Source organism: Amycolatopsis sp. DSM 110486, assembly GCF_019468465.1.
GTDB lineage: Bacteria > Actinomycetota > Actinomycetes > Mycobacteriales > Pseudonocardiaceae > Amycolatopsis.
In genome coordinates, this window is sequence record NZ_CP080519.1 from 3,743,448 (window position 1) to 3,760,555 (window position 17,108).

A 17,108-nucleotide genomic window follows, 5' to 3' on the forward strand; every position below is an offset into this window, starting at 1 on the left:
GGAACTGTCGTCAACGGGCCGATCCTCCGCGGCGAATTCGCTGACAGGGTCGCCGGATGACTCGCGAACCTCTCGAACGCTGGATCGGCGGCCCGGCGATGATCATCGGCCCGGTCCTGCTGCTCACCGGGATCCTGTTGCGCGCCCCGTTCCCGTTCTTCTTCCCACACCAGCTCACGGCCGCCGTCGAGCACCCCGCCCCGCTGACCGCCGCCTACACCTGCGTCCTCGCCGGCACGGTCTTGCTGTGGCCCGCCGTGCTCACGCTCGCCGCGCGGATCGCGGTGCGGCGGCCGGCCTGGGGTGCCTGGGGTGCCGTGCTGGTCGTGACCGGGCTTTTCGAGCGCACCTTCCACGCCGGATTCGACCAGGCCGCCATCGACCTCGCCCGGCGGCGCGGCGCGGACTTCGCCACCACCTTCATCGCGCAGGCCTACGGCGACCTGCACCTGTTCAGCTACCTGTCCTTCACGATCCTGCTCGGCTGGATCGTGCTCGCGATCGGAGCCTGGCGCAGCGGAACGCTCCACAAAGTACGGTGCCTGGCGCTGGCGGCGATGTCACTCATGCCGCTCGGCGTCCTGAAGGGCACGACCGTCATGTCGATAGTTGGAGCCATCGGATTGTGCGTCGCCCTGGTGCCCGCCGGGATCAGCCTGGTGTTTTCGGGGCCCCGGCCGAACGCCCGCACGATCAGGCTGACCATGGCTGCGATTCCCGCGGTCGGCTTGCTGGCCTATGTGAGCACGCTCGGATGAGTCGTCCCTGGCGGGCAGCCATGCCTGTGGCCGCGGGCCGTATCGCGTAGGTGGGAACCCGCGAGCACGCTACCTGCGGAATTCGAGCAGGCAGCGTTGCGAAGTCAGGTCCGCGACGGTGTCCAGCGTCAAGTCGTGGGCCGAGGCGAGGGCGCGGAACTCGTCGAGGTGGCGTTCGCGGCCGCCGAAGATGGTGAGCATGGCGAGGGCGCTTTCGGTGTTCGCCTGGCGGCCGGTGACGGGTTCGACGACGAGGATGCGGCCCGTCGGGCCGGCGGCTTCGGTGCAGCGGGCCAGGATCCGGTGGGCGTGGGCGTCGTCCCAGTCGTGGAGGATGTCGACGAGCAGGTAGGCGTCGGCGCCGGGTGGGAGTGGGTCGAAGAAGCTGCCGGCGGTGACCTGGGCGTGCAGGGAATGGGCGGCGAAGGTGCGGCGGGCGTCGGCGGCGGTCGGGGCCAGGTCGAGCAGGTGGCCGCGCAACCCGGGGTTCGCGGTGAGGATGGCGGCGAGGATGTCGCCCCGGCCGCCGCCGACGTCGACGATCGTCGAGAACCGCGACCAGTTGTAACCGGCGACGATCTGCGGGATTTGCTCGCGCATGCGGAAGGCCATCTGGCGGTCGAAGGATTCCCGCAGGTGGTCGGCCTCGGCGAGATCGGCCCAGAAGTCCTGGCCGTAGCGGCGTGGGTAGGCGGCTTCGCCCGTGGTGATGCTGTGGGCGAGCTCGACGAACGCCAACTCGGCGCGTCCGCCGGCGGTGTTCAGGTTCAGGAGGGTTTCGGTGAAGTCGTCGCGGAGGTTTTCGCCGTACGCGGTGGTGCGGTGGCCAGTGGGGGTGTGCTCGAGCACGCCGAGCGTCGTGAGGTGATCGAGCAGGAGACCGAGCGCGACGGGGTTCACTCCGAGCTCGGCGGCGAGTTCGGACGCCGGAGCGGGGTTGCGCAGGCGCGCGGGCAGGGCGAGGGTCACGGCGACGCGCAACGACATCGGCGTCGCGAGTCCGGCCAGGCGGCGCAGGGAGTTCGAATCGTCGTGGGTCACGAAGATCTACTGTGCCCGGCTGGTCAACCGAAAAAAGGGAGAGCCGATGCGTCCCCACGTGCTGCTGAGCGTCGCGACGAGTGTCGACGGGGCGATCGACGACACGACCTCCGACCGGCTGCTGCTGTCCAACGCCGAGGACTTCGACCGCGTCGACCAGGTGCGCGCGGAGTCCGACGCCATCCTGATCGGCGCGGGCACGATCCGCGCCGACAACCCGCGGCTGCTGGTCAACAGCGAGGAGCGCCGGGCCGAGCGGGTGCGCGCCGGCAAGCCCGCGTATCCGCTGAAGGTGACTGTGACGGCGTCGGGTGACGTTGACCCGGAGTGGAAGTTTTGGCACCACGGTGGGGAAAAGCTCGTCTACACCACCGAATCCGGCGCCCCGGCCGCCCGCGAACGGCTCGGTCAGCTCGCCGAAGTCGTCGCGCTCGGACCGGAGGTGGACTTCGGCGCGCTGCTCGACGATCTCGGGAGCCGTGGCATCCGGCGACTCATGGTCGAGGGCGGCGGCCAGATCCACACCGCGTTCCTCTCGCAGCGCCTGGCCGACGAGATCCACCTCGCCATCGCGCCGCTCGTGGTCGGCGCCGCCGCCGCGCCGCGGTTCCTGCTGCCCGCGTTGTACCCGGGCGGACGGATGAAACTGCTGGACACGCGGGCGATCGGCGACGTCGTGCTGATCCGCTACGCGCCCAAGGCCGGCTGAAAGGTCGCGCGCAGAGCGTCTTTCAAGGGGGTGTCACCGCGCCAGGCGACGGCGGCGTCGGGGCGGAGCAGCACGGCCGGCAACGCGGTGTCTGCCTTGGCGCGCACCAGGTTCACGCGCTCGGCCCAGCCGGCGGGCAGCTCGACGCCGCCGGTGAAATCGAGCAGGACGGCGCGCCCGTCGCGCAGTAGCTCGGCCACGCGGGTCGGTCCCTCGGCCGTCACGAGGTCCAGGTCGGGCAGTCGAGCGGGATCGTCCAGACCGGACATCATCCCGGCGAGGTAGCGGTTGGTTTCGGGCAGGCGCATGAGATCGGTGAAGATCTCGCTCAGCGCAAGCAGGTCCGGGTCCGGGTTCGGCACGGCGAGCACGCGTTGGGCCGACGTGTGGTGCAGCACGCGAGCGGCCTTCGGGTGGCGCTCGATCTGGTAGGTGTCGAGGAGGCTGTCCGCGGCTCCTCGCAGCGTCGCGGCGAGCTTCCAGCCGAGGTTGAAAGCGTCCTGCACGCCGAGGTTGAGTCCCTGCCCGCCGAGCGGCCCATGGATGTGGGCGGCGTCGCCGGCGAAGAAAACGCGGCCGTGGCGGTAGTTTTCGAGCTGGCGGGTGGCGTCGCTGAAGCGGGAGATCGTGAGGACCTCGGCCAGCGTGGTGGGTTCGCCGTAGATGGCGGTGAGCGCCTGCTGCACGGCTTCCGTGGTCATCGGCGGCTCGGCCTCGTCGGGCCTGCCGTAGGTGAAGCGGTAGTGGTCGCCGCCGGTCGGCACGAGCATGCCCCAGTGGTCGGCGGTGGTCCTGGTCATCGTGCTCATGTGGCCGGCCCGCGCGGGCACCAGCTCGGAGACGGCCGACAGGCGCACGTCGGTGAGCACAGCCCGATAGGTGCCGGGCCGGCCGGGGAACGGCAGGTCCAGCAGCTTGCGCACGGTGCTGTGCGCGCCGTCGCACGCGACGACGTACCGGGCGCGCAGGTCCTGGTCGGTGGTCACGGTGACGCCGGTGTCGTCGGCGTGGATCGCGGTGACGTCCTGGCCCCGCAGCACGCGCGCGCCGCGGGCGGTCGCCGCTGCCTCCAGCACCTCCTCGACCTTCCACTGTGGAATGCCGATCGGGTGCGGATGCCTGGTCTGCCAAGGCGTGCAGTCGAGCGGCACGGGCAGCCCGGCGAAGTGCCCGCCGACGGCGGCGCGCTCGAACTTCCGCTCGACGATCGCGTCGAGCAGGCCCCGCGCGTCGAGCAGCTCGGCGGTGCGTGGCTGGATCGTGCCGCCCTTCGTCTGCTCGATGCGTTCGGACAGCTTTTCCACCACTACGACCTCGGCGCCGCCGAGCGCCAGCTCGTGCGCCAGCGTCAACCCGGCCGGGCCCGCTCCGACCACGATCACGTCCATGAAGTGCTCCTCAGTGCAGAAGTATACTGAGTGCAATATAGCCCCGAGTGCACCAACGCGGTAGCCTGTTTTCGTGGACGAGCAGACCGGCCTGCGGGAGCGGAAGAAGCAGCGCACGCGCGAGGCGATCTCGAACGCCGCCCTCAAGCTGTTCTTCGAGCACGGCTTCGACCAGGTGTCGATCTCGCAGGTCGCGGAGGCCGCAGAGGTGTCGCGGCGGACGTTGTTCGCCTACTTCCAGGGGAAGGACGACCTCGTCCTGCACCGCATCGCCGACCACGAGCACGAGAGCGCGCGCGTGGTCCGGGCGCACCGCGAAGCCCCGCTTCCCGCGCTGCGTGAGCATTTCCTCGACGGCCTGCGCCGCCACGACCCGATCACCGGGCTCTGCGACCTTCCGCAGGTGCTGGCGCTGTACCGCCTGATCATGGGCACGTCGACGCTGTTGCCGAGCTTGTTGCGGTTCCGGGAAAGCGGGGAGCTGGCGCTGGCGGCCGAGCTCGGCGAGTCACCGGACCTGCCGCCGCTGACCGCGCGCCTGGCGGCCGCGCAGATCGTGTCCGTGCAGTGGCGGCTGTCGATGGAGAACCACCACCGCATGGCGAACGGCGTCTCCGCGACCGACGCGTACCCCGAGGCGGTCGCGGCGGCCGAACTGGGCTTCGACCTGCTGATGAACGGCCTCGGGACACTCGGCAAGAGTTAGCCGCGGCGGATCCACAGGTCGTGCGGAGTGCGGCCCGATCGGAACCCGCACGAAGCCGCCAACGCGGCGGCCTCGGCGAACGCGTGGCCGACGAGTTCGGGCGCGTGGGCGTCGCTGCCGAAGGAGAGGATCCGGCCACCTTCGGCGGCCCACCACAGGAGAACGTCGCGCGGCAGGGGGACTTTCGTGTTGAGCTCCAGGGCGCGCCCGCTGCCGGCCAATGTGCGCAGGACCGTGCGGAACTCCTCCTCGAAGTCCGCGGCGACGAAGGGTTTCGACGAAGGCCAGGTGCGCAGCGCGTAGTCGATGTGGGCCAGGATCTCGAAATCGGCCGTCGACTCCACCAGACCCAGCACCTCGCCCAGGTACGCACGCAGCGTCGCGACAGCCGGGCGGTCCGCGATCACGCTCAGCTCGTAGTGGTGCGACCCCTCCGGCAGCGAGTGCACCGACCCCAGCACCCGCTCGAAGCGGTGCGCCGTCAGCAACGCGTCCGCCTCCGGCCGGTGCCAGTGCGGCTCACTCAGCTCCACCCCCGACAGGATCCGCAGGTCCGGGAAGCGCTCGCGGCACTCCTGCACGCACGCGAGGTAACCCTCGACGTCGAGGGCCGGTGGCTCCAGCACGCCGTCGGTCCGCAGCCGCACGCGGAAGTGGTCGGGCAGGTGCGGCCGGATCGGCGGCGGGATGAGCCACGGCGTGAGGTCGGCGTGCTCCGTGAACGCCACCGACGGCAGCCCGAGCGCGAGCGCGCGCCGGCACGACTGGACCATCGACCCGGTGACGGTGTCCCACGACCACTCGGTGTGGACGTGGCTGTCCTGCGGCAGCACGCCCCCACACTACGAGTTGGCCCGCAGCACCGAAATCGCGCGAACGGTGGCGTAGCCGCGCCATTCGAGCGACGCCGCGGGGGAGAAGCTGGCGAAATCAACCGTCCAGCCGCCGTCTTCGAGCTGCTGGGACTCGAGGCGCTCGAGCTCGCCGGCGATCGCGGCCGGGTCGAGCACCTTGCGCGACGGGCCGGGGATCGGCGAGAAGTCCAGCGGCCGCAGGACCTCGTCCTCGCCGCCACCGGCGACGTGGAGGATGCCATTGGCCGGCAGGAACTTGCCGAGGTGGTCGAGGAGCTCGTCGGCCTCCGGGCGGGTGGCGTGCGCGGCGTCGAGGAAGCGGATGGCGAACGACAGCTCGATCGCGTGCGGCTGCTCTTCGACCCGGGCGATGGCGTCCAAGCAGGTCGACACGGCCGACGTGAGCCATGGGTGTTCCGCCACGGCCTTGTCGTGCGCCGCGACGCGCAGCGCCGTCGACGCGACGAAAGCCGTGCTCTGGAGGGAGAACTTCGTCGGGTCGGCGTCCGTCCAAAACGGAGCGCTCCCGGTGCGGTCCGCGACAGGGAAAGCGAACGGCAACCCGCCACCCGGCAGCGACACGGACTCCAGCCAGTCACACAGCTCCAGCGACAGCGGCGTGGTCTTCGGCGCGATGTCCTCGAACACTTCGAACGCGTGAAGCGCCCCACCCGGCTGGCTCTCCGGCGCGCGCAGGTCGGGCTCCAGGCCCCAGCCGTAGCCGCCGTCGGCGTTGCGATACGCCGCGACGGCCGACAGCACGGCCTCCGCATCACCTTCACCTTCGCCGAACAGCAGCTCGAACCGGCGGCGGTCGAGCACCCGCCCGTGCGTGGCGAGGAAGGACGCGGCAGCAGCGAGGTTCACAGTCATACGGTCACCGTCGCACGCTTCGGCGCGCGCGTCTTGAACAGTTCGGACACCGGGGGACCGCTCATGACCGAAGAGCTGATCCGCGCCCTCCTGCGCGACCAGCACCCTGACCCCGCCGCACTCACGGCCCGCCCGGTGGGAAGCCGACGTGGGCTGTTGCCGGGCGGGGCGTGTCGTGCCGGGCCGAGGGGTGCGCGGGCTGTGCCGCGGTCGGGGTCGTGGGGGCGGTGGCGGGCCTGGAGGGCGCCCGGTCAGGGCCAGAGGCGTTCGCGGGTCCAGGTGTCGTCGGCGTCGCGGAGGTAGCGGAGGCGGAGGTGGCGGCGGTCGTGGGAGGCTTGCCAGAACTCGACCGTCGTGGGGGTGACGAGGTAGCGCGTCCAGGTTTCTGGGGCGGTGTGGGGGTTTTCGGCGACCCAGTGGGCGGCGGCGTCGGCGGCTTCGACGAGTTTGGCGGGGTCCGGGAGGGGCTCGGACTGGTGGCCGATGAAGGCCTCGACGCGGGAGGCCGGTGGGCGGGCCAGGAAGTCTTCCGCCGAGACCTCCGGGGAGGCCGGGGCGACGGTGCCGCGGACGCGCACCTGGCGGCCGCGGCCAGGCCAGAAGAAGGTGAGAGCCGCGTGGGGGTTGGCGTCTAGCTGGTGGCCCTTGGGGCTTTCCGAGCTGGTGGCGATGGCCCAGGCGGACGGGGCGATGTCCTTGAGGATCACGACGCGGGCGTCGGGAAAGCCCTCGGAGTCCACTGTGGACAGGGTGACGGCGTGGGGAGCGAGGACGTGTTCGGCGGCTTCCGTGAGCCACTCGAGGAACAGGTCTTCCGGGGTTTCCGGGGCCGCCTCCAGGTCGAAGGACGGGAGTTCTTCGGGGAAGGATTGCCAGCCACGTAGGGAAACCATGTCACTGACCGTACGGTGGGCGGCCCGGTGGTGGGTAGTGCGGCGGCTGGGGGCCGGGTGGGCCGGCGGCCGGGGGTGGCGGGATCTGGGGTTGCCAGCCGGCTGGGATTTGTTGGCCGGGGAAGCCGCCGGGGCCTGGGTAGCCGGTGGTGGGACCGGTCGTGCCGGAGACCGCACCGGGATCACTCGACGCTGGGCCAGGGGCGCCATACGGAGCGGCGCCAGGGCCGTTGGCCGCAAGGCCTGACGCGCCGTACGGAGCCTCGCCAGGGCCGGTGGCCGCAGGGCCTGACGCGCCATAGCCCTCTGCGTAAGGAGTGTTGGCGCCATAACCGGCCGTGCCATAACCAGCCGTGCCAGGGCTGTTGGCGGCAGGGCCTGAGACGCCATAACCAGCCGCGCCAGGGCCGGCGTTGTGGCCGGCCTGCAGGGCCTGCCACTGCGCTTGCCATTGCAGCTGCTGGTAAGCCTCTGTCGGCTGAGGGAAGCAGAACAGCAGCTTCGCGTTCACCGAGCCCTGCACCGCCGCGCCCCAGACCTTGCCGCCGACCCAGGCGTAGGTCATGCCTGCGTACGGATCGACGGCGACCATGCGGGTCTCGCCGCCGAACTGGTTGGCGGTCTTCGCCGACGCGGCGGTGGCGGCGTCGGGGTGCACGCGTCCCACCAAGCCCGCGATCACGACGGAGGCGGCCGTCCAGCCGACGGTGCCCTGCACGTTGGCGCGCGCGTGCTGCGTGGCGAGGCCGGTGAACTGGAACAGTGTCTGCGCGTCGATCTCCGGGTAGGCGGCCGCGACGACGCAGTAGTTCATGGTGGACAACATGATCGGCTCGGTGAACAGCCCGACGGCCGCGGTCACGGGTCCGATCTGGACGGTGCTGAGCCGTCCGCCGCTGCGCTGGACGCGCTCGGCCACCACCTGCAGGTACTGATCCGGCGTGAACACTCGAACCCCCTGACCGTGACAACCGACCGCCCGGCGCCCATCGTCGCACGCCGGGCGGTCGGGGCGGTCAACCGGCGGTGACCGTGCCGGTGGCCGGGACCACGCGGGTCCGGCGGAACAAGTCGGTCAGTGCCCAGTGGCCGCCGCCGGTGAAGGCGAGCAGGAGGAAGGCCCAGGCGAAGATGGCGGCCTGCTCGCCGCCGTTCTCGATGGGAAGTACGGCCTTGCCGAAGTGCACGGTGAAGTACGCGAAGGCCATGGAGCCGGAGCAGATCACGGCGGCGACGCGCGTGCCGAGGCCCAGCGTCACGGCCGCGCCGCCGACGAGCTGGATCAGCGCGGCCCACCAGCCGGGCCACGTGCCGACGGCCGTGGCGTGGTGCCCCCAGAGGCCGAACACGGTCGAAGCACCGTGGCAGAAGAACAGGAAACCGAGCACGATGCGGAAGAGCGCGAGGACGTGGTCACGGCCTCTGTCGAAGAGTTTCACGGCTGTCGTCTCCCTGGCAGTCGGAAAATACGTGACTGCCAGGGTAGGTAAGCCAACCCTCAACTATCACCACAGTGAGTGAAAGATCCCTTACTCACTGGAACTTGAACCTTTCGCTCTTCACTCTCGTGTGACTGGACATGATTGACTGTGCGCGCTATGCGACGAATTCTCGCTCTCGCGCCCGCCCTGGCGTTGCTCGCCGGCTGCAGCGTGTCGACCCCCATCGCGGGCACCGCGCAGCCCGCGCCGCCGCCGACGACCACCAAGCACGCTGCTGAGCCCGGCCTGCCGCCAGATCCGCAGCCGGTCCGGGAAGCGAAGTGCCCGTACCTCTCGGCCGAGACGGTGCAGGACGCGAACGGCCAGCACGTGACGACCGTACGCGTGTCCGACGACGAGCCGCACCCGTCGTGCTTCTTCTATCGCCCCGACGGCGGGCTCCAGGTCACCGTGCAGGTGTACGTGGGCACGAAGGACGTCGCGACGAAACTCGTGAACCGGGCCGCGCCGGTCGACACGTCCAACCCCGCGAACGACCCCGCCGGATGGAAGGGCGGCTACCAGCCGGCCGGTGACGGAGTGGTGTACGCGGTCTCGAAGGGGGCAGCCGCCGTCATCGTGACGAGTAACCAACAGCAGAGCATCAAAGCACGCACAGTGGCCAAGAAGGCTATCGCGGCCCTGAAGCTCTGAGTAGTGGCCTCCACACGGGTGAGTGAAGTTGATCTTGTATTACCCTGTGCGGCACGCGCAGGCCCTGGAGCACTCGCGCGGGCGGGTGCCCGTCCGGCACCAGAAGCACTTCGCCATCTCTACGACAAGGACAAGATTCGTGGCTGACACCCTCAAGGAAATCCTGCTCGACTCCAGCCGTCGCCCGTCGGTCGTGACCGACCTCGAGGGCCTCGTGGACGCCGAGGTGTCCGACAAGGGCGGGGTCTCCGGCGCCGTCGTGAAGACCGGCTTCGCCGCTGTCAAGAAGATCAAGCCGGGCATCATCCCCTCGGCTGTCGACACCCTGCTGGACGACTTCGCTGGGGCCCTCGAGCCGTTCTACGGCGACTACAAGGCCAAGGGCGGCAACGACTTCGGTGCCTACCTGACCAGCCGCTCCGACGAGGCGTCCAACGCTCTGCTGGGTGTCACGGACAGCCGCGCCGACCGCAGCAGCCGCGACAGCATCAAGAAGGTCTACTCGAAGCTGCGCCCGAACGGCAAGAAGAACGTCGAGGAGGCCCTTCCCCGCCTCGGCCAGCTGATCGACAAGCACGCCGCGATGGCCTGATCAGCCTCAGTAGCAACGGAAGAGGGCCCCGGGACGGCGATCCCGGGGCCCTCTTCGCGTCTGATTCAGTTCTTCTTCTCGGCGGCCGGCGTGCTGGGCGCCTTGCCGTTGCTCGCCGGAGACGGCTTGGTCTCCGAAGCGGGCTTCGCCGGGGGAGCCGGCGGGGTGGCCTTCGGCGGCGCCGGGGCGACCGGCGGCTCCTGCTGGCGCGACTTCAGCACCACGGCCGTGCCGACGGCGACGGCACCCAGGCCGAGCAGCCACGGCCAGCGGCGGCGCTTGCGCGTGCCCTTGGCCGCCGACTTCGCCTCGACCAGCGCGGCGCGGAAGTCCTTCTTCGCGGCCTTGAAGTCCTTCTTGCCCCGGCGCTTCGACTCACCGGTGGACTTCGCGGCCTTGATCGCGGCCTTCTTCGCCTTGCGACCGGGCTTCTTCAGCTCGGCGATGCGGGCGAGGGCCTCCTTGCGAGCCGCGGCCGAGCTCTTCTTGAGCTCCTTGCGCGTCAGCTCGGTCTTCTTCGCGAGCTTCTTGCGTGCCCGGCGGCTCTGCTTGGCGAACTCCTCGGCGCCGGCTTCCGCGGCCTTCGCTGCCGAAGCCGCCCCCGCCTTGCCCGCTTCGGTGGCTCGCTTGCGCAGGCCGACCGCGCCGGACTTCACCGACTCGCCCACCGAATCTGCGGCCCGGGTCATGGCCTTCACCTCACCAATCGTTTTGATATCGCTCTGTTGCCCGTAACCTATCGTGCCCTTTTTCCCGGCGTGACGCTGTGTCTTCCCCCATTGGGAACCGGTGAAACCTCGGGAAATGCCCATCTTCCTGCGATCCTGCGTTCGGGTTGCCCCGTGGCGAGCCCCCTGAACCCCCCAAATGTGGGAAGGGATGGCACGATGGCGACGTGACTGAAAGCGCCCGCAAGGCCACCCTGCACACCAATCAGGGTGACATCCACGTGAACCTGCTCCCCGACCACGCGCCGAAGACGGTCGCGAACTTCGTGGGGCTGGCCGACGGCTCCAAGGAGTACACGCAGCCGAACGCGCAGGGCACGAACTCCGGCCCGTTCTACGACGGCTCGATCTTCCACCGGGTCATCGACGGCTTCATGCTCCAGGGCGGCGACCCGACCGGCACCGGTCGCGGCGGCCCCGGCTACAAGTTCGGCGACGAGTTCCACCCCGAGCTGCAGTTCAACAAGCCCTACCTGCTGGCGATGGCGAACGCCGGGCCCGGCACCAACGGCTCGCAGTTCTTCATCACCGTCGCACCGACGACCCACCTGAACTTCAAGCACACGATCTTCGGCGAGGTCGCGGACCAGGAGTCCCGCAACGTCGTCGACGCGATCGCGCGCGCGGCGACCGGACCGGCGGACCGCCCGCTGTCCGACATCGTCATCGAGAAGGTCACCATCGAGGCCTAGGGCCGTCCCGGGGGGATTTCGGTAGGTTGGAGTCATCGTGAACCAACCGCCGAATCCCCCCGCGTACCCTCCGCAGGCCGCGCTCCCCGGTTGCTGGTGGCATCCCAACCGCCCGACCGGCCTGAGCTGTGCGCGCTGCGGACGGCCGGCGTGCCCCGACTGCCTCCGGGAAGCCCCCGTCGGCTTCCAGTGCACCGACTGCGTGCACGCCGGCTCGCAGCAGACGCGGCAGCAGCACCGCGAGTACCAGAACTCCGGCAAGGGCACGCGAACGATCGCGGGAGCCCGGCCGACGAACTCCGTCGTCGTCACGATGACCTTGCTCGCCGTCAACGTCTTGGTCTACCTGATCACCGCGCTGCAGGCGAAGAGTCTCGACAACAGCAACTCGTCGATCGATCTCGCCGGTGCCATGCAGCCCGTCGCCGCGCTTGCCGACGGCCAGTGGTGGCGCATCGTCACGTCGGGCTTCGTGCACTTCGGGATCATCCACATCGCCGCGAACATGTTCTCGCTGTGGATGATCGGCCGAGCGTTGGAGCAGGTCTTCGGCAAAGTCCGCTACGCGGCGCTGTACTTCGTGGCGCTGCTCGGCTCTTCGGTCGCCGTGCTGCTCTTCGACAACCCGCTCCAGATCTCCGGCGGCGCCTCGGGCGCGTTGTTCGGCCTCATGGGCTGTTACGCCGTGATCGTGGTGAAGCTGAAGCTCAACCCGTCGGGGTTGCTGATCACGCTGGCGATCAACGCCTACATCACGTTCTCGATCCCCGGCATCTCGATCCTCGCCCACGTCGGTGGGCTCATCACGGGTGCGCTCGTGGCCGTCGCGCTGCTCTACGCGCCGGAGCGCGACCGGGTCCGCTGGCAGGTGATCGGCGTGTCGATCATCGCGGTGGCGCTGATCGGCCTCACGGTCTACCGCGCCGCCGCACTCTCGTCGCTGCTGGCCTAGAACCGGGAAGCCGGCGCCGAAGGCCGCCTAAAAAGCGCCACGCAGGACGGTGAGCGCGTCGAGGACGTCGCGCGGGTCTTCGCCGAGGTCGACGCGGCCGAAGATGTAGAGCTCGTCGTCGTGTTCCAGCTCGAGTGTCACACCGTCGCGGCCCAGCCGGCGGGTGGTGCGCAGCTGGACACTGGTCCCGTCCCACGGCAGGCGGTGCGCGCCGCCGAGTGTGCGGGCGACCAGGCCCTCGGCGTCGGCGGACAGCCGCGGGCGCACCACGCTCCAGTGCACCGCGAACGCCCCGATCGCCACGGTGGCGAGCCCCATCAGGACCGCGCCCTTGCCGTCGCCGAAGATCCCGTCGAGCACCGCGCCGACGAGCAGCAGGACCGTGACCAGCCAGGCCACTACCACAATGGCCGAACGGGGAGCCCACGAGGTGGGGTAGTTATCCACAGAGGTTATCCACACTGGGGATGAGTCACACCGGTGTAATTCGGTGTCAAGCCGCCATCCGGAGTAATGATCAGCGCCAGCGCATAGTCATGAGCAGGCCGACGATCATCGCCGCGAACCCGATGCCGAAGTTCCAGTTCCCGAGAGAAGTCAGGAACGAAATCTTGTCGCCGGCGATGTAGTTCACGATGAGCCACAGCAACCCGAGGAGCATGAGGCCGAACATGACGATCTTGTAGAACAGGTTTGACGGGCCCGCGGCCTTGACCTTCACCGGCGTCCGGCGATCAACGGGCGGGGTGTACGCGGTCTTCTTGCGGACCTTGGACTTCGGCATCGTGTTCCTCGCGTGCGGTTCTGGCTCTGGCTGGTGGCGGTGCCTGTTCGCGGGCATCCCGCTCGTCGGGTTGCGCAACCAGCGCCACGTGAACACGTTAACGTAAACGACGGCTCCAGAGCACCGGGCGGGAGCGGTCGGATTTCCGGACTGTGACAATAGCGCCACCGGCAGTTCCACCGGCGGTGTGAGAGGAGCTTGCGTGACGACGCAGGATTGGCCGGGTGAAGACGACCGCCGCCGCCCCTCGGGAGGGCCCGACGGCCAGCGGCGAAGCCAGCCGCCGCCCGGTGCCGATGGCGCCGCGAGACCACGCAGGCAGCCCCCGGAGGACCCCGCGCGGAGATCGCCGCAGCCTCCGCGCCGCGTCGCGGGTGACCCGGCGCGCAGGCAGGCCGACCAGCGCAGATCACCCGAACAGAGCAGGCAGCCGCGTCCCACTCAGCAGTACGGCACCGAGCCGGGGCGCCCGACGCCGGACGCCGGCGGCTCCCGACGGGGCGCGGGTGCGCCGGGAGAACGCGGCCGTCGCGCGAGCGCCCAAGGCGACTCGGGCAGGAGTGGTGGCGCGGGTGCCGAAGGGCCTGGGACGCCACCTCGCGGCACCGAGCGCCTGAACCTCCCGCCGCGCGCCGAGGGAACCTCGCCGCAAGGCACCCAGCGGATGGGCACTCCACCGCGAGGCACCGGGAGGCCGACGCAGCCGCCCCGCGACCCGCGGAGGCCCCGGCCCGTCGTGGCCGACCAGCCGACGGAGATCTTCGCCGCCGTCGAGGCCGGCGGAACCACCGCGGTGAAGGAGAAGCCCGAGCCCGCGCCGCTGGGCAAGGGCGGCGTCGCGATCCGCACGGCCGGGGAAATCCTCATCACGCTCGGCCTGGTCGTGCTGCTGTTCATGGTCTACGAGGTCTACGTGACCGACCTGTTCTCAGCGGAGAAGCAGTCGGTGGCGAGCGACCAGCTCCAGGGCGACTGGGCCCAGGACCGCACGCTGCACCCGGGCCTCGTCGACGGCAAGGCGTTCGCGCGCATCCACATCCCGGAGTTCGGCGCCGACTTCAACTTCACGATCCAGGAGGGCACCGGCGAGGACTCGCTCGCCATCGGCCCCGGCCACTACAAGGGCACGGCGCTGCCCGGCGAGCCCGGCAACTTCGGCGTCGCCGGCCACCGCGTGGGCAAGGGCGCGCCGTTCAACGATCTGGACAACCTCAGCTCGTGTGACCAGATCGTGATCGAGACGCAGACGGACTTCTACATCTACAAGGTCCTGCCCTACGACGACGAGATGTCCGGCTGGAGCAGCGGCAAGGGCGCGCAGCCGGAGTGCAAGGGCGTCTCGACGCTGCGCAACCCGAGCATCTCGGGCGGCGGCGCGTACGACCAGACGTTCGGCCGCAAGGTCGTGCTCCCGAGCCAGGGCGACGCCGTGAACCCGGTGCCGTACAAGCCGGCCGACGTCCTGCCGAAGGCGCAGGAGGCGTCGCTGCTCACGCTCACCACGTGCCACCCGCAGTTCTCCGCGAAGCAACGGCTGATCATCACGTCCGTGCTCACGCAGCAGGTGCCGAAGTCGCAGGTGTCGGACTACGGCAAGCTGCTGACCGAGATCGGCGGTGCTTCCTGATGTACGCGTGGATCTGGCGGCGCCTGCCGGGACCGTTCGCGGCGAAGCTGGCAATCGCCGTTGTGCTGGTGCTCGGCATCATCGCGCTGCTGATGTTCGTGGTGTTCCCGTGGCTCGACCCGCTGCTGCCGTTCAACGAAGTGTCGGTGGACAACTGAGGCACACCCGCTTCGGCGTCTTCCTCGTCTCCGGGCGGTTCCCGGGGCAGGAGGACGCCGAAGTGCTGCTCAGGACCGTGCGCGCGGCCGAGGCCGCCGAGGCGGCGGGGTTCGACGACGTCTGGCTCGCCGAGCACCATTTCCTGCCTTACGGCGTGTGCCCGTCGGCGATCACGCTCGCCGCGCACGTGCTCGGGCGCACGTCGCGGATCGCCGTCGGTACGGCGGTGAGCGTGCTGTCGACGACGCATCCGGTGGCGCTCGCGGAGCAGTGGTCGATGCTCGACGCGGTGTCCGGCGGCCGGCTGCGCCTCGGCGTCGGGCGCGGCGGGCCGTGGCAGGACCTGGAGGTGTTCGGCACCGGGCTCGAGCGGTACGAGAGCGGTTTCGAGGAGTCGCTGGACGTGCTGCTCCGCGCGGCTTCGGGCACCGCGTCCGCAGCCGGTGAGCAGTTCACCTTCCGCGAGGTGCCGCTGGTGCCGGCGCCGCGGCGGAAGCCGGAAGTGGTCGTGGCGGCCGGCGGGCCGAAGTCCGACGCCGTGCGCCTGGCCGCGGCACGTGGGCTCCCGATGCTGCTCGGGCTGCACGCCGGTGACGACGAGAAGGCGGCGACGGTCGAGGCGTACGGCGGCGAGGCCGCGCACGTGTCGACGGTGTTGTGCCAGGTCGGCGAGAGCCGCTCGGCGGCGGCCGATGTGGTGCGCAAGTCGTTGCCCGGCTGGCTTTCCGACGGCCTCGGCGCGCACGTCACGGTGGACGGGCGGCCCGGTCCGTCGCGTGATCCGCACGAGTACACCGAGCACCTGTGCGAGATCCACCCCGTCGGGGATCCCGAGTACTGCGTGGCGACGCTGGAAACGAGCCTCCGGCGCACCGGGGCCGCCCACGTGATCATGTTCGTGGAAGCGTCCGGTACGCCGGAGGGCACAGAGGAGAACATCGCGCGGATCGGCGCCGAGGTGCTGCCCGCGCTCAGGGTTTCAACAGCAGCGCTTAACAGTCACGCAGCTCCGGGCTCTGGTTGAGCAGCTGGCCGCGCACCGACACGAACGCGCGGTAGCGGTCACCGTCCAGTTCGGACGTCCGGAACACCGCCACCCGGTGGCAGTTCTGGAAAGCGAGCTTCACGCCGAAGTGGCGCTCGAGCCCGCCGCGGATGGCGTCGGAGGCCAGTGCGCGCAGCAGCTGCCCGCGGGCGGCCTCGCTCGGCGGCGGCGTCTCGTTGTCGGCGAAGCCGTCCGGCGCGCCGTCGGCCTCGGCGATCACGCCCGTGATCACTTCCCACGCGTACGGCAGCGACTCCCGCACGCAGGCGACGAACTCGGCGTCGGAGACCTCCCCGCGCTCGGCCTTTTCCAGCAGCGCGGGCGATACGTCCAGAGACAAGACAACCTCCATGGTGAGTGGTTCCCCCTCCTTGGCTACTCGCCCGGCCGAGGACCCCACAAGAGAAAACGGTATTCATCACCACTTCGGTGGATCACTCCCACCGGAACAGCCGCACGGCCAGCGCCGTCCCGCCCAGCGCGAACGCGGCCAGAGCGACGAACTGCAGCGGCTGAACGCCTGCGCCGACCCACGCGTCCTGCAGCGGCTGCGTGCCCGGCGGCACGTACGCGCCGATCCGCTGGATCACCTCCGGTAGCAGCGGCCGTGGCAGGTACACGCCGCCGAGGAACATGATCGGGAAGAACGCGATCATCGCCAGGGCCGACGCACCCTTGGCCGTACGCGCGACCGACGCCGCGACCAGGCCCAGCGCGAACACCGAGACCAGGCCGAGCACCAGCGTCAACGCGTACGTGAGCGGATGCCGGGGCAGCGGCACCTCGAACGCGACGCGCGCGGTCACCAGCATCAGCACCACGCCGGCGAGCGCCACCACGGCGTGGATCACGAGCTGCGCGAGCAGCAGGTGCGCCGGTGGCACCGGCGTCGTCGCGAGGCGGCGCAGCACACCCTGCTCGCGGTAAGTGGCCACCGATGCGGGGATCGCTTGGAGGCCAAGCGTCGCGAGCGAAACCACGACGAGCGAGGGGACCCACAGGTCGATGAAGCGGTAACCACCGGTCACGTCGCTTGGCTGCGACATGCCGGGGATCGAGCCGACGCCGAGCAGCAGCGCTGTGGGCAGCGCGACGCCGAACACCGCCCACAGCGGCGTGCGCAGGAAGAGCTTCGCCTCGGTGGCGACGAGCTTGGTGAAGGTATGCACGGT

The 17,108-nt window shown here is 70.1% G+C and carries 22 protein-coding genes; 10 read left to right on the plus strand and 12 right to left on the minus strand.

The features are described 5' to 3' along the window. The first annotated feature begins 56 nt into the window (after positions 1-56). Positions 57-758 (plus strand): hypothetical protein, encoded by a 702-nt coding sequence (locus K1T34_RS18100; protein WP_220245422.1) that lies wholly within the window; start codon positions 57-59, stop codon positions 756-758. Between the two features lie 69 nt (positions 759-827). On the opposite strand, the gene K1T34_RS18105 is transcribed toward K1T34_RS18100, so the two are convergent. After that, positions 828-1,745 carry a methyltransferase gene (locus tag K1T34_RS18105; RefSeq protein WP_220247266.1) on the minus strand — a complete coding sequence of 306 codons (918 nt, stop codon included), beginning with the start codon at positions 1,743-1,745 and terminating at the stop codon, positions 828-830. Positions 1,746-1,845: 100 nt separating this feature from the next. Between K1T34_RS18105 and K1T34_RS18110 the strand changes: the two genes are divergently transcribed. Beyond that, the gene (locus K1T34_RS18110; protein ID WP_220245423.1) at positions 1,846-2,508 is read left to right on the plus strand and encodes a dihydrofolate reductase family protein; all 663 of its coding nucleotides are present in this window, start codon (positions 1,846-1,848) and stop codon (positions 2,506-2,508) included. On the opposite strand, the gene K1T34_RS18115 is transcribed toward K1T34_RS18110, so the two are convergent. Next, positions 2,487-3,896 carry an FAD-dependent oxidoreductase gene (locus tag K1T34_RS18115; protein ID WP_220245424.1) on the minus strand — a complete coding sequence of 470 codons (1,410 nt, stop codon included), beginning with the start codon at positions 3,894-3,896 and terminating at the stop codon, positions 2,487-2,489. The two genes, K1T34_RS18110 and K1T34_RS18115, sit on opposite strands and share 22 nt — an antisense overlap. Positions 3,897-3,969: 73 nt before the next feature. Here K1T34_RS18115 and K1T34_RS18120 point away from each other — a divergent pair, with 73 nt between their 5' ends. After that, positions 3,970-4,602 carry a TetR/AcrR family transcriptional regulator gene (locus tag K1T34_RS18120; protein WP_220245425.1) on the plus strand — a complete coding sequence of 211 codons (633 nt, stop codon included), beginning with the start codon at positions 3,970-3,972 and terminating at the stop codon, positions 4,600-4,602. Here K1T34_RS18120 and K1T34_RS18125 read toward each other — a convergent pair. From K1T34_RS18125 to K1T34_RS18145, 5 genes are all read right to left on the minus strand, one after another. Continuing rightward, entirely contained in the window at positions 4,599-5,435 is an 837-nt protein-coding gene (locus K1T34_RS18125; protein WP_220245426.1) for a PHP domain-containing protein, read from the minus strand. The two genes, K1T34_RS18120 and K1T34_RS18125, sit on opposite strands and share 4 nt — an antisense overlap. Before the next feature lie 9 nt (positions 5,436-5,444). Beyond that, positions 5,445-6,329: a hypothetical protein gene (locus K1T34_RS18130; RefSeq protein WP_220245427.1), complete on the minus strand. Its 885-nt coding sequence runs from the start codon at positions 6,327-6,329 to the stop codon at positions 5,445-5,447. Positions 6,330-6,580: 251 nt separating this feature from the next. Further along, positions 6,581-7,222: a pyridoxal 5'-phosphate synthase gene (locus K1T34_RS18135; RefSeq protein ID WP_220245428.1), complete on the minus strand. Its 642-nt coding sequence runs from the start codon at positions 7,220-7,222 to the stop codon at positions 6,581-6,583. 1 nt (position 7,223) lies between these two features. Further along, complete coding sequence (locus K1T34_RS53400; RefSeq protein WP_255638573.1) at positions 7,224-8,171, minus strand: hypothetical protein; 948 nt, start codon at positions 8,169-8,171, stop codon at positions 7,224-7,226. A 67-nt stretch (positions 8,172-8,238) separates the two neighbouring features. After that, entirely contained in the window at positions 8,239-8,661 is a 423-nt protein-coding gene (locus K1T34_RS18145) for a DoxX family protein (protein WP_220245429.1), read from the minus strand. Between the two features lie 159 nt (positions 8,662-8,820). Between K1T34_RS18145 and K1T34_RS18150 the strand changes: the two genes are divergently transcribed. Continuing rightward, on the plus strand, positions 8,821-9,357 hold the full coding sequence (locus K1T34_RS18150) for a DUF2020 domain-containing protein (protein ID WP_220245430.1): 537 nt from the start codon (positions 8,821-8,823) through the stop codon (positions 9,355-9,357). Between the two features lie 139 nt (positions 9,358-9,496). Then, the gene (locus K1T34_RS18155) at positions 9,497-9,949 is read left to right on the plus strand and encodes a hypothetical protein (protein ID WP_220245431.1); all 453 of its coding nucleotides are present in this window, start codon (positions 9,497-9,499) and stop codon (positions 9,947-9,949) included. A gap of 65 nt (positions 9,950-10,014) precedes the next feature. Here the strand turns inward: K1T34_RS18155 and K1T34_RS18160 are convergent, their stop codons facing one another. Then, entirely contained in the window at positions 10,015-10,638 is a 624-nt protein-coding gene (locus K1T34_RS18160) for a hypothetical protein (RefSeq protein ID WP_220245432.1), read from the minus strand. Positions 10,639-10,844: 206 nt separating this feature from the next. On the opposite strand from K1T34_RS18160, the gene K1T34_RS18165 reads away from it, so the two are divergent. Both K1T34_RS18165 and K1T34_RS18170 read left to right on the plus strand, forming a co-directional pair. Next, positions 10,845-11,369 (plus strand): peptidylprolyl isomerase, encoded by a 525-nt coding sequence (locus K1T34_RS18165; RefSeq protein WP_220245433.1) that lies wholly within the window; start codon positions 10,845-10,847, stop codon positions 11,367-11,369. Between the two features lie 202 nt (positions 11,370-11,571). Then, entirely contained in the window at positions 11,572-12,321 is a 750-nt protein-coding gene (locus K1T34_RS18170; protein WP_360584514.1) for a rhomboid family intramembrane serine protease, read from the plus strand. A gap of 27 nt (positions 12,322-12,348) precedes the next feature. Here the strand turns inward: K1T34_RS18170 and K1T34_RS18175 are convergent, their stop codons facing one another. Both K1T34_RS18175 and crgA read right to left on the minus strand, forming a co-directional pair. Further along, positions 12,349-12,768, minus strand: coding sequence for a PH domain-containing protein (locus tag K1T34_RS18175; protein ID WP_255638574.1), 420 nt, complete (start codon positions 12,766-12,768; stop codon positions 12,349-12,351). Between the two features lie 70 nt (positions 12,769-12,838). After that, on the minus strand, positions 12,839-13,105 hold the full coding sequence (crgA, locus tag K1T34_RS18180; protein ID WP_220245435.1) for a cell division protein CrgA: 267 nt from the start codon (positions 13,103-13,105) through the stop codon (positions 12,839-12,841). Between the two features lie 664 nt (positions 13,106-13,769). Here crgA and K1T34_RS18185 point away from each other — a divergent pair. Genes K1T34_RS18185 through K1T34_RS18195 form a run of 3 tightly spaced genes read left to right on the plus strand, consistent with a single transcriptional unit; the run spans position 13,770 to position 15,915 of the window. Beyond that, entirely contained in the window at positions 13,770-14,732 is a 963-nt protein-coding gene (locus K1T34_RS18185) for a class E sortase (RefSeq protein ID WP_220245436.1), read from the plus strand. Beyond that, positions 14,732-14,890 carry a hypothetical protein gene (locus K1T34_RS18190; protein WP_220245437.1) on the plus strand — a complete coding sequence of 53 codons (159 nt, stop codon included), beginning with the start codon at positions 14,732-14,734 and terminating at the stop codon, positions 14,888-14,890. The genes K1T34_RS18185 and K1T34_RS18190 overlap by 1 nt, the downstream gene beginning before the upstream one ends. Further along, the gene (locus K1T34_RS18195; RefSeq protein ID WP_220247268.1) at positions 14,887-15,915 is read left to right on the plus strand and encodes an LLM class flavin-dependent oxidoreductase; all 1,029 of its coding nucleotides are present in this window, start codon (positions 14,887-14,889) and stop codon (positions 15,913-15,915) included. The genes K1T34_RS18190 and K1T34_RS18195 overlap by 4 nt, the downstream gene beginning before the upstream one ends. On the opposite strand, the gene K1T34_RS18200 is transcribed toward K1T34_RS18195, so the two are convergent. After that, positions 15,884-16,276: an SCO5389 family protein gene (locus K1T34_RS18200; protein WP_220245438.1), complete on the minus strand. Its 393-nt coding sequence runs from the start codon at positions 16,274-16,276 to the stop codon at positions 15,884-15,886. The two genes, K1T34_RS18195 and K1T34_RS18200, sit on opposite strands and share 32 nt — an antisense overlap. Before the next feature lie 94 nt (positions 16,277-16,370). Next, complete coding sequence (locus K1T34_RS18205) at positions 16,371-17,105, minus strand: ABC transporter permease (protein ID WP_220247269.1); 735 nt, start codon at positions 17,103-17,105, stop codon at positions 16,371-16,373. Between the last annotated feature and the right edge of the window lie 3 nt (positions 17,106-17,108).

Coding starts and splice junctions, on each gene's coding strand:
- K1T34_RS18135 (WP_220245428.1), bottom strand. CDS start 7,222: ATGGTTTCCCTACGTGGCTGGCAATCCTTCCCCGAAGAACTCCCGTCC.
- K1T34_RS18105 (WP_220247266.1), bottom strand. CDS start 1,745: ATGTCGTTGCGCGTCGCCGTGACCCTCGCCCTGCCCGCGCGCCTGCGC.
- K1T34_RS18150 (WP_220245430.1), top strand. CDS start 8,821: ATGCGACGAATTCTCGCTCTCGCGCCCGCCCTGGCGTTGCTCGCCGGC.
- K1T34_RS18110 (WP_220245423.1), top strand. CDS start 1,846: ATGCGTCCCCACGTGCTGCTGAGCGTCGCGACGAGTGTCGACGGGGCG.
- K1T34_RS18130 (WP_220245427.1), bottom strand. CDS start 6,329: ATGACTGTGAACCTCGCTGCTGCCGCGTCCTTCCTCGCCACGCACGGG.
- K1T34_RS18190 (WP_220245437.1), top strand. CDS start 14,732: ATGTACGCGTGGATCTGGCGGCGCCTGCCGGGACCGTTCGCGGCGAAG.
- K1T34_RS18185 (WP_220245436.1), top strand. CDS start 13,770: ATGGGCACTCCACCGCGAGGCACCGGGAGGCCGACGCAGCCGCCCCGC.
- K1T34_RS18100 (WP_220245422.1), top strand. CDS start 57: ATGACTCGCGAACCTCTCGAACGCTGGATCGGCGGCCCGGCGATGATC.
- crgA (WP_220245435.1), bottom strand. CDS start 13,105: ATGCCGAAGTCCAAGGTCCGCAAGAAGACCGCGTACACCCCGCCCGTT.
- K1T34_RS18115 (WP_220245424.1), bottom strand. CDS start 3,896: ATGGACGTGATCGTGGTCGGAGCGGGCCCGGCCGGGTTGACGCTGGCG.
- K1T34_RS18160 (WP_220245432.1), bottom strand. CDS start 10,638: ATGACCCGGGCCGCAGATTCGGTGGGCGAGTCGGTGAAGTCCGGCGCG.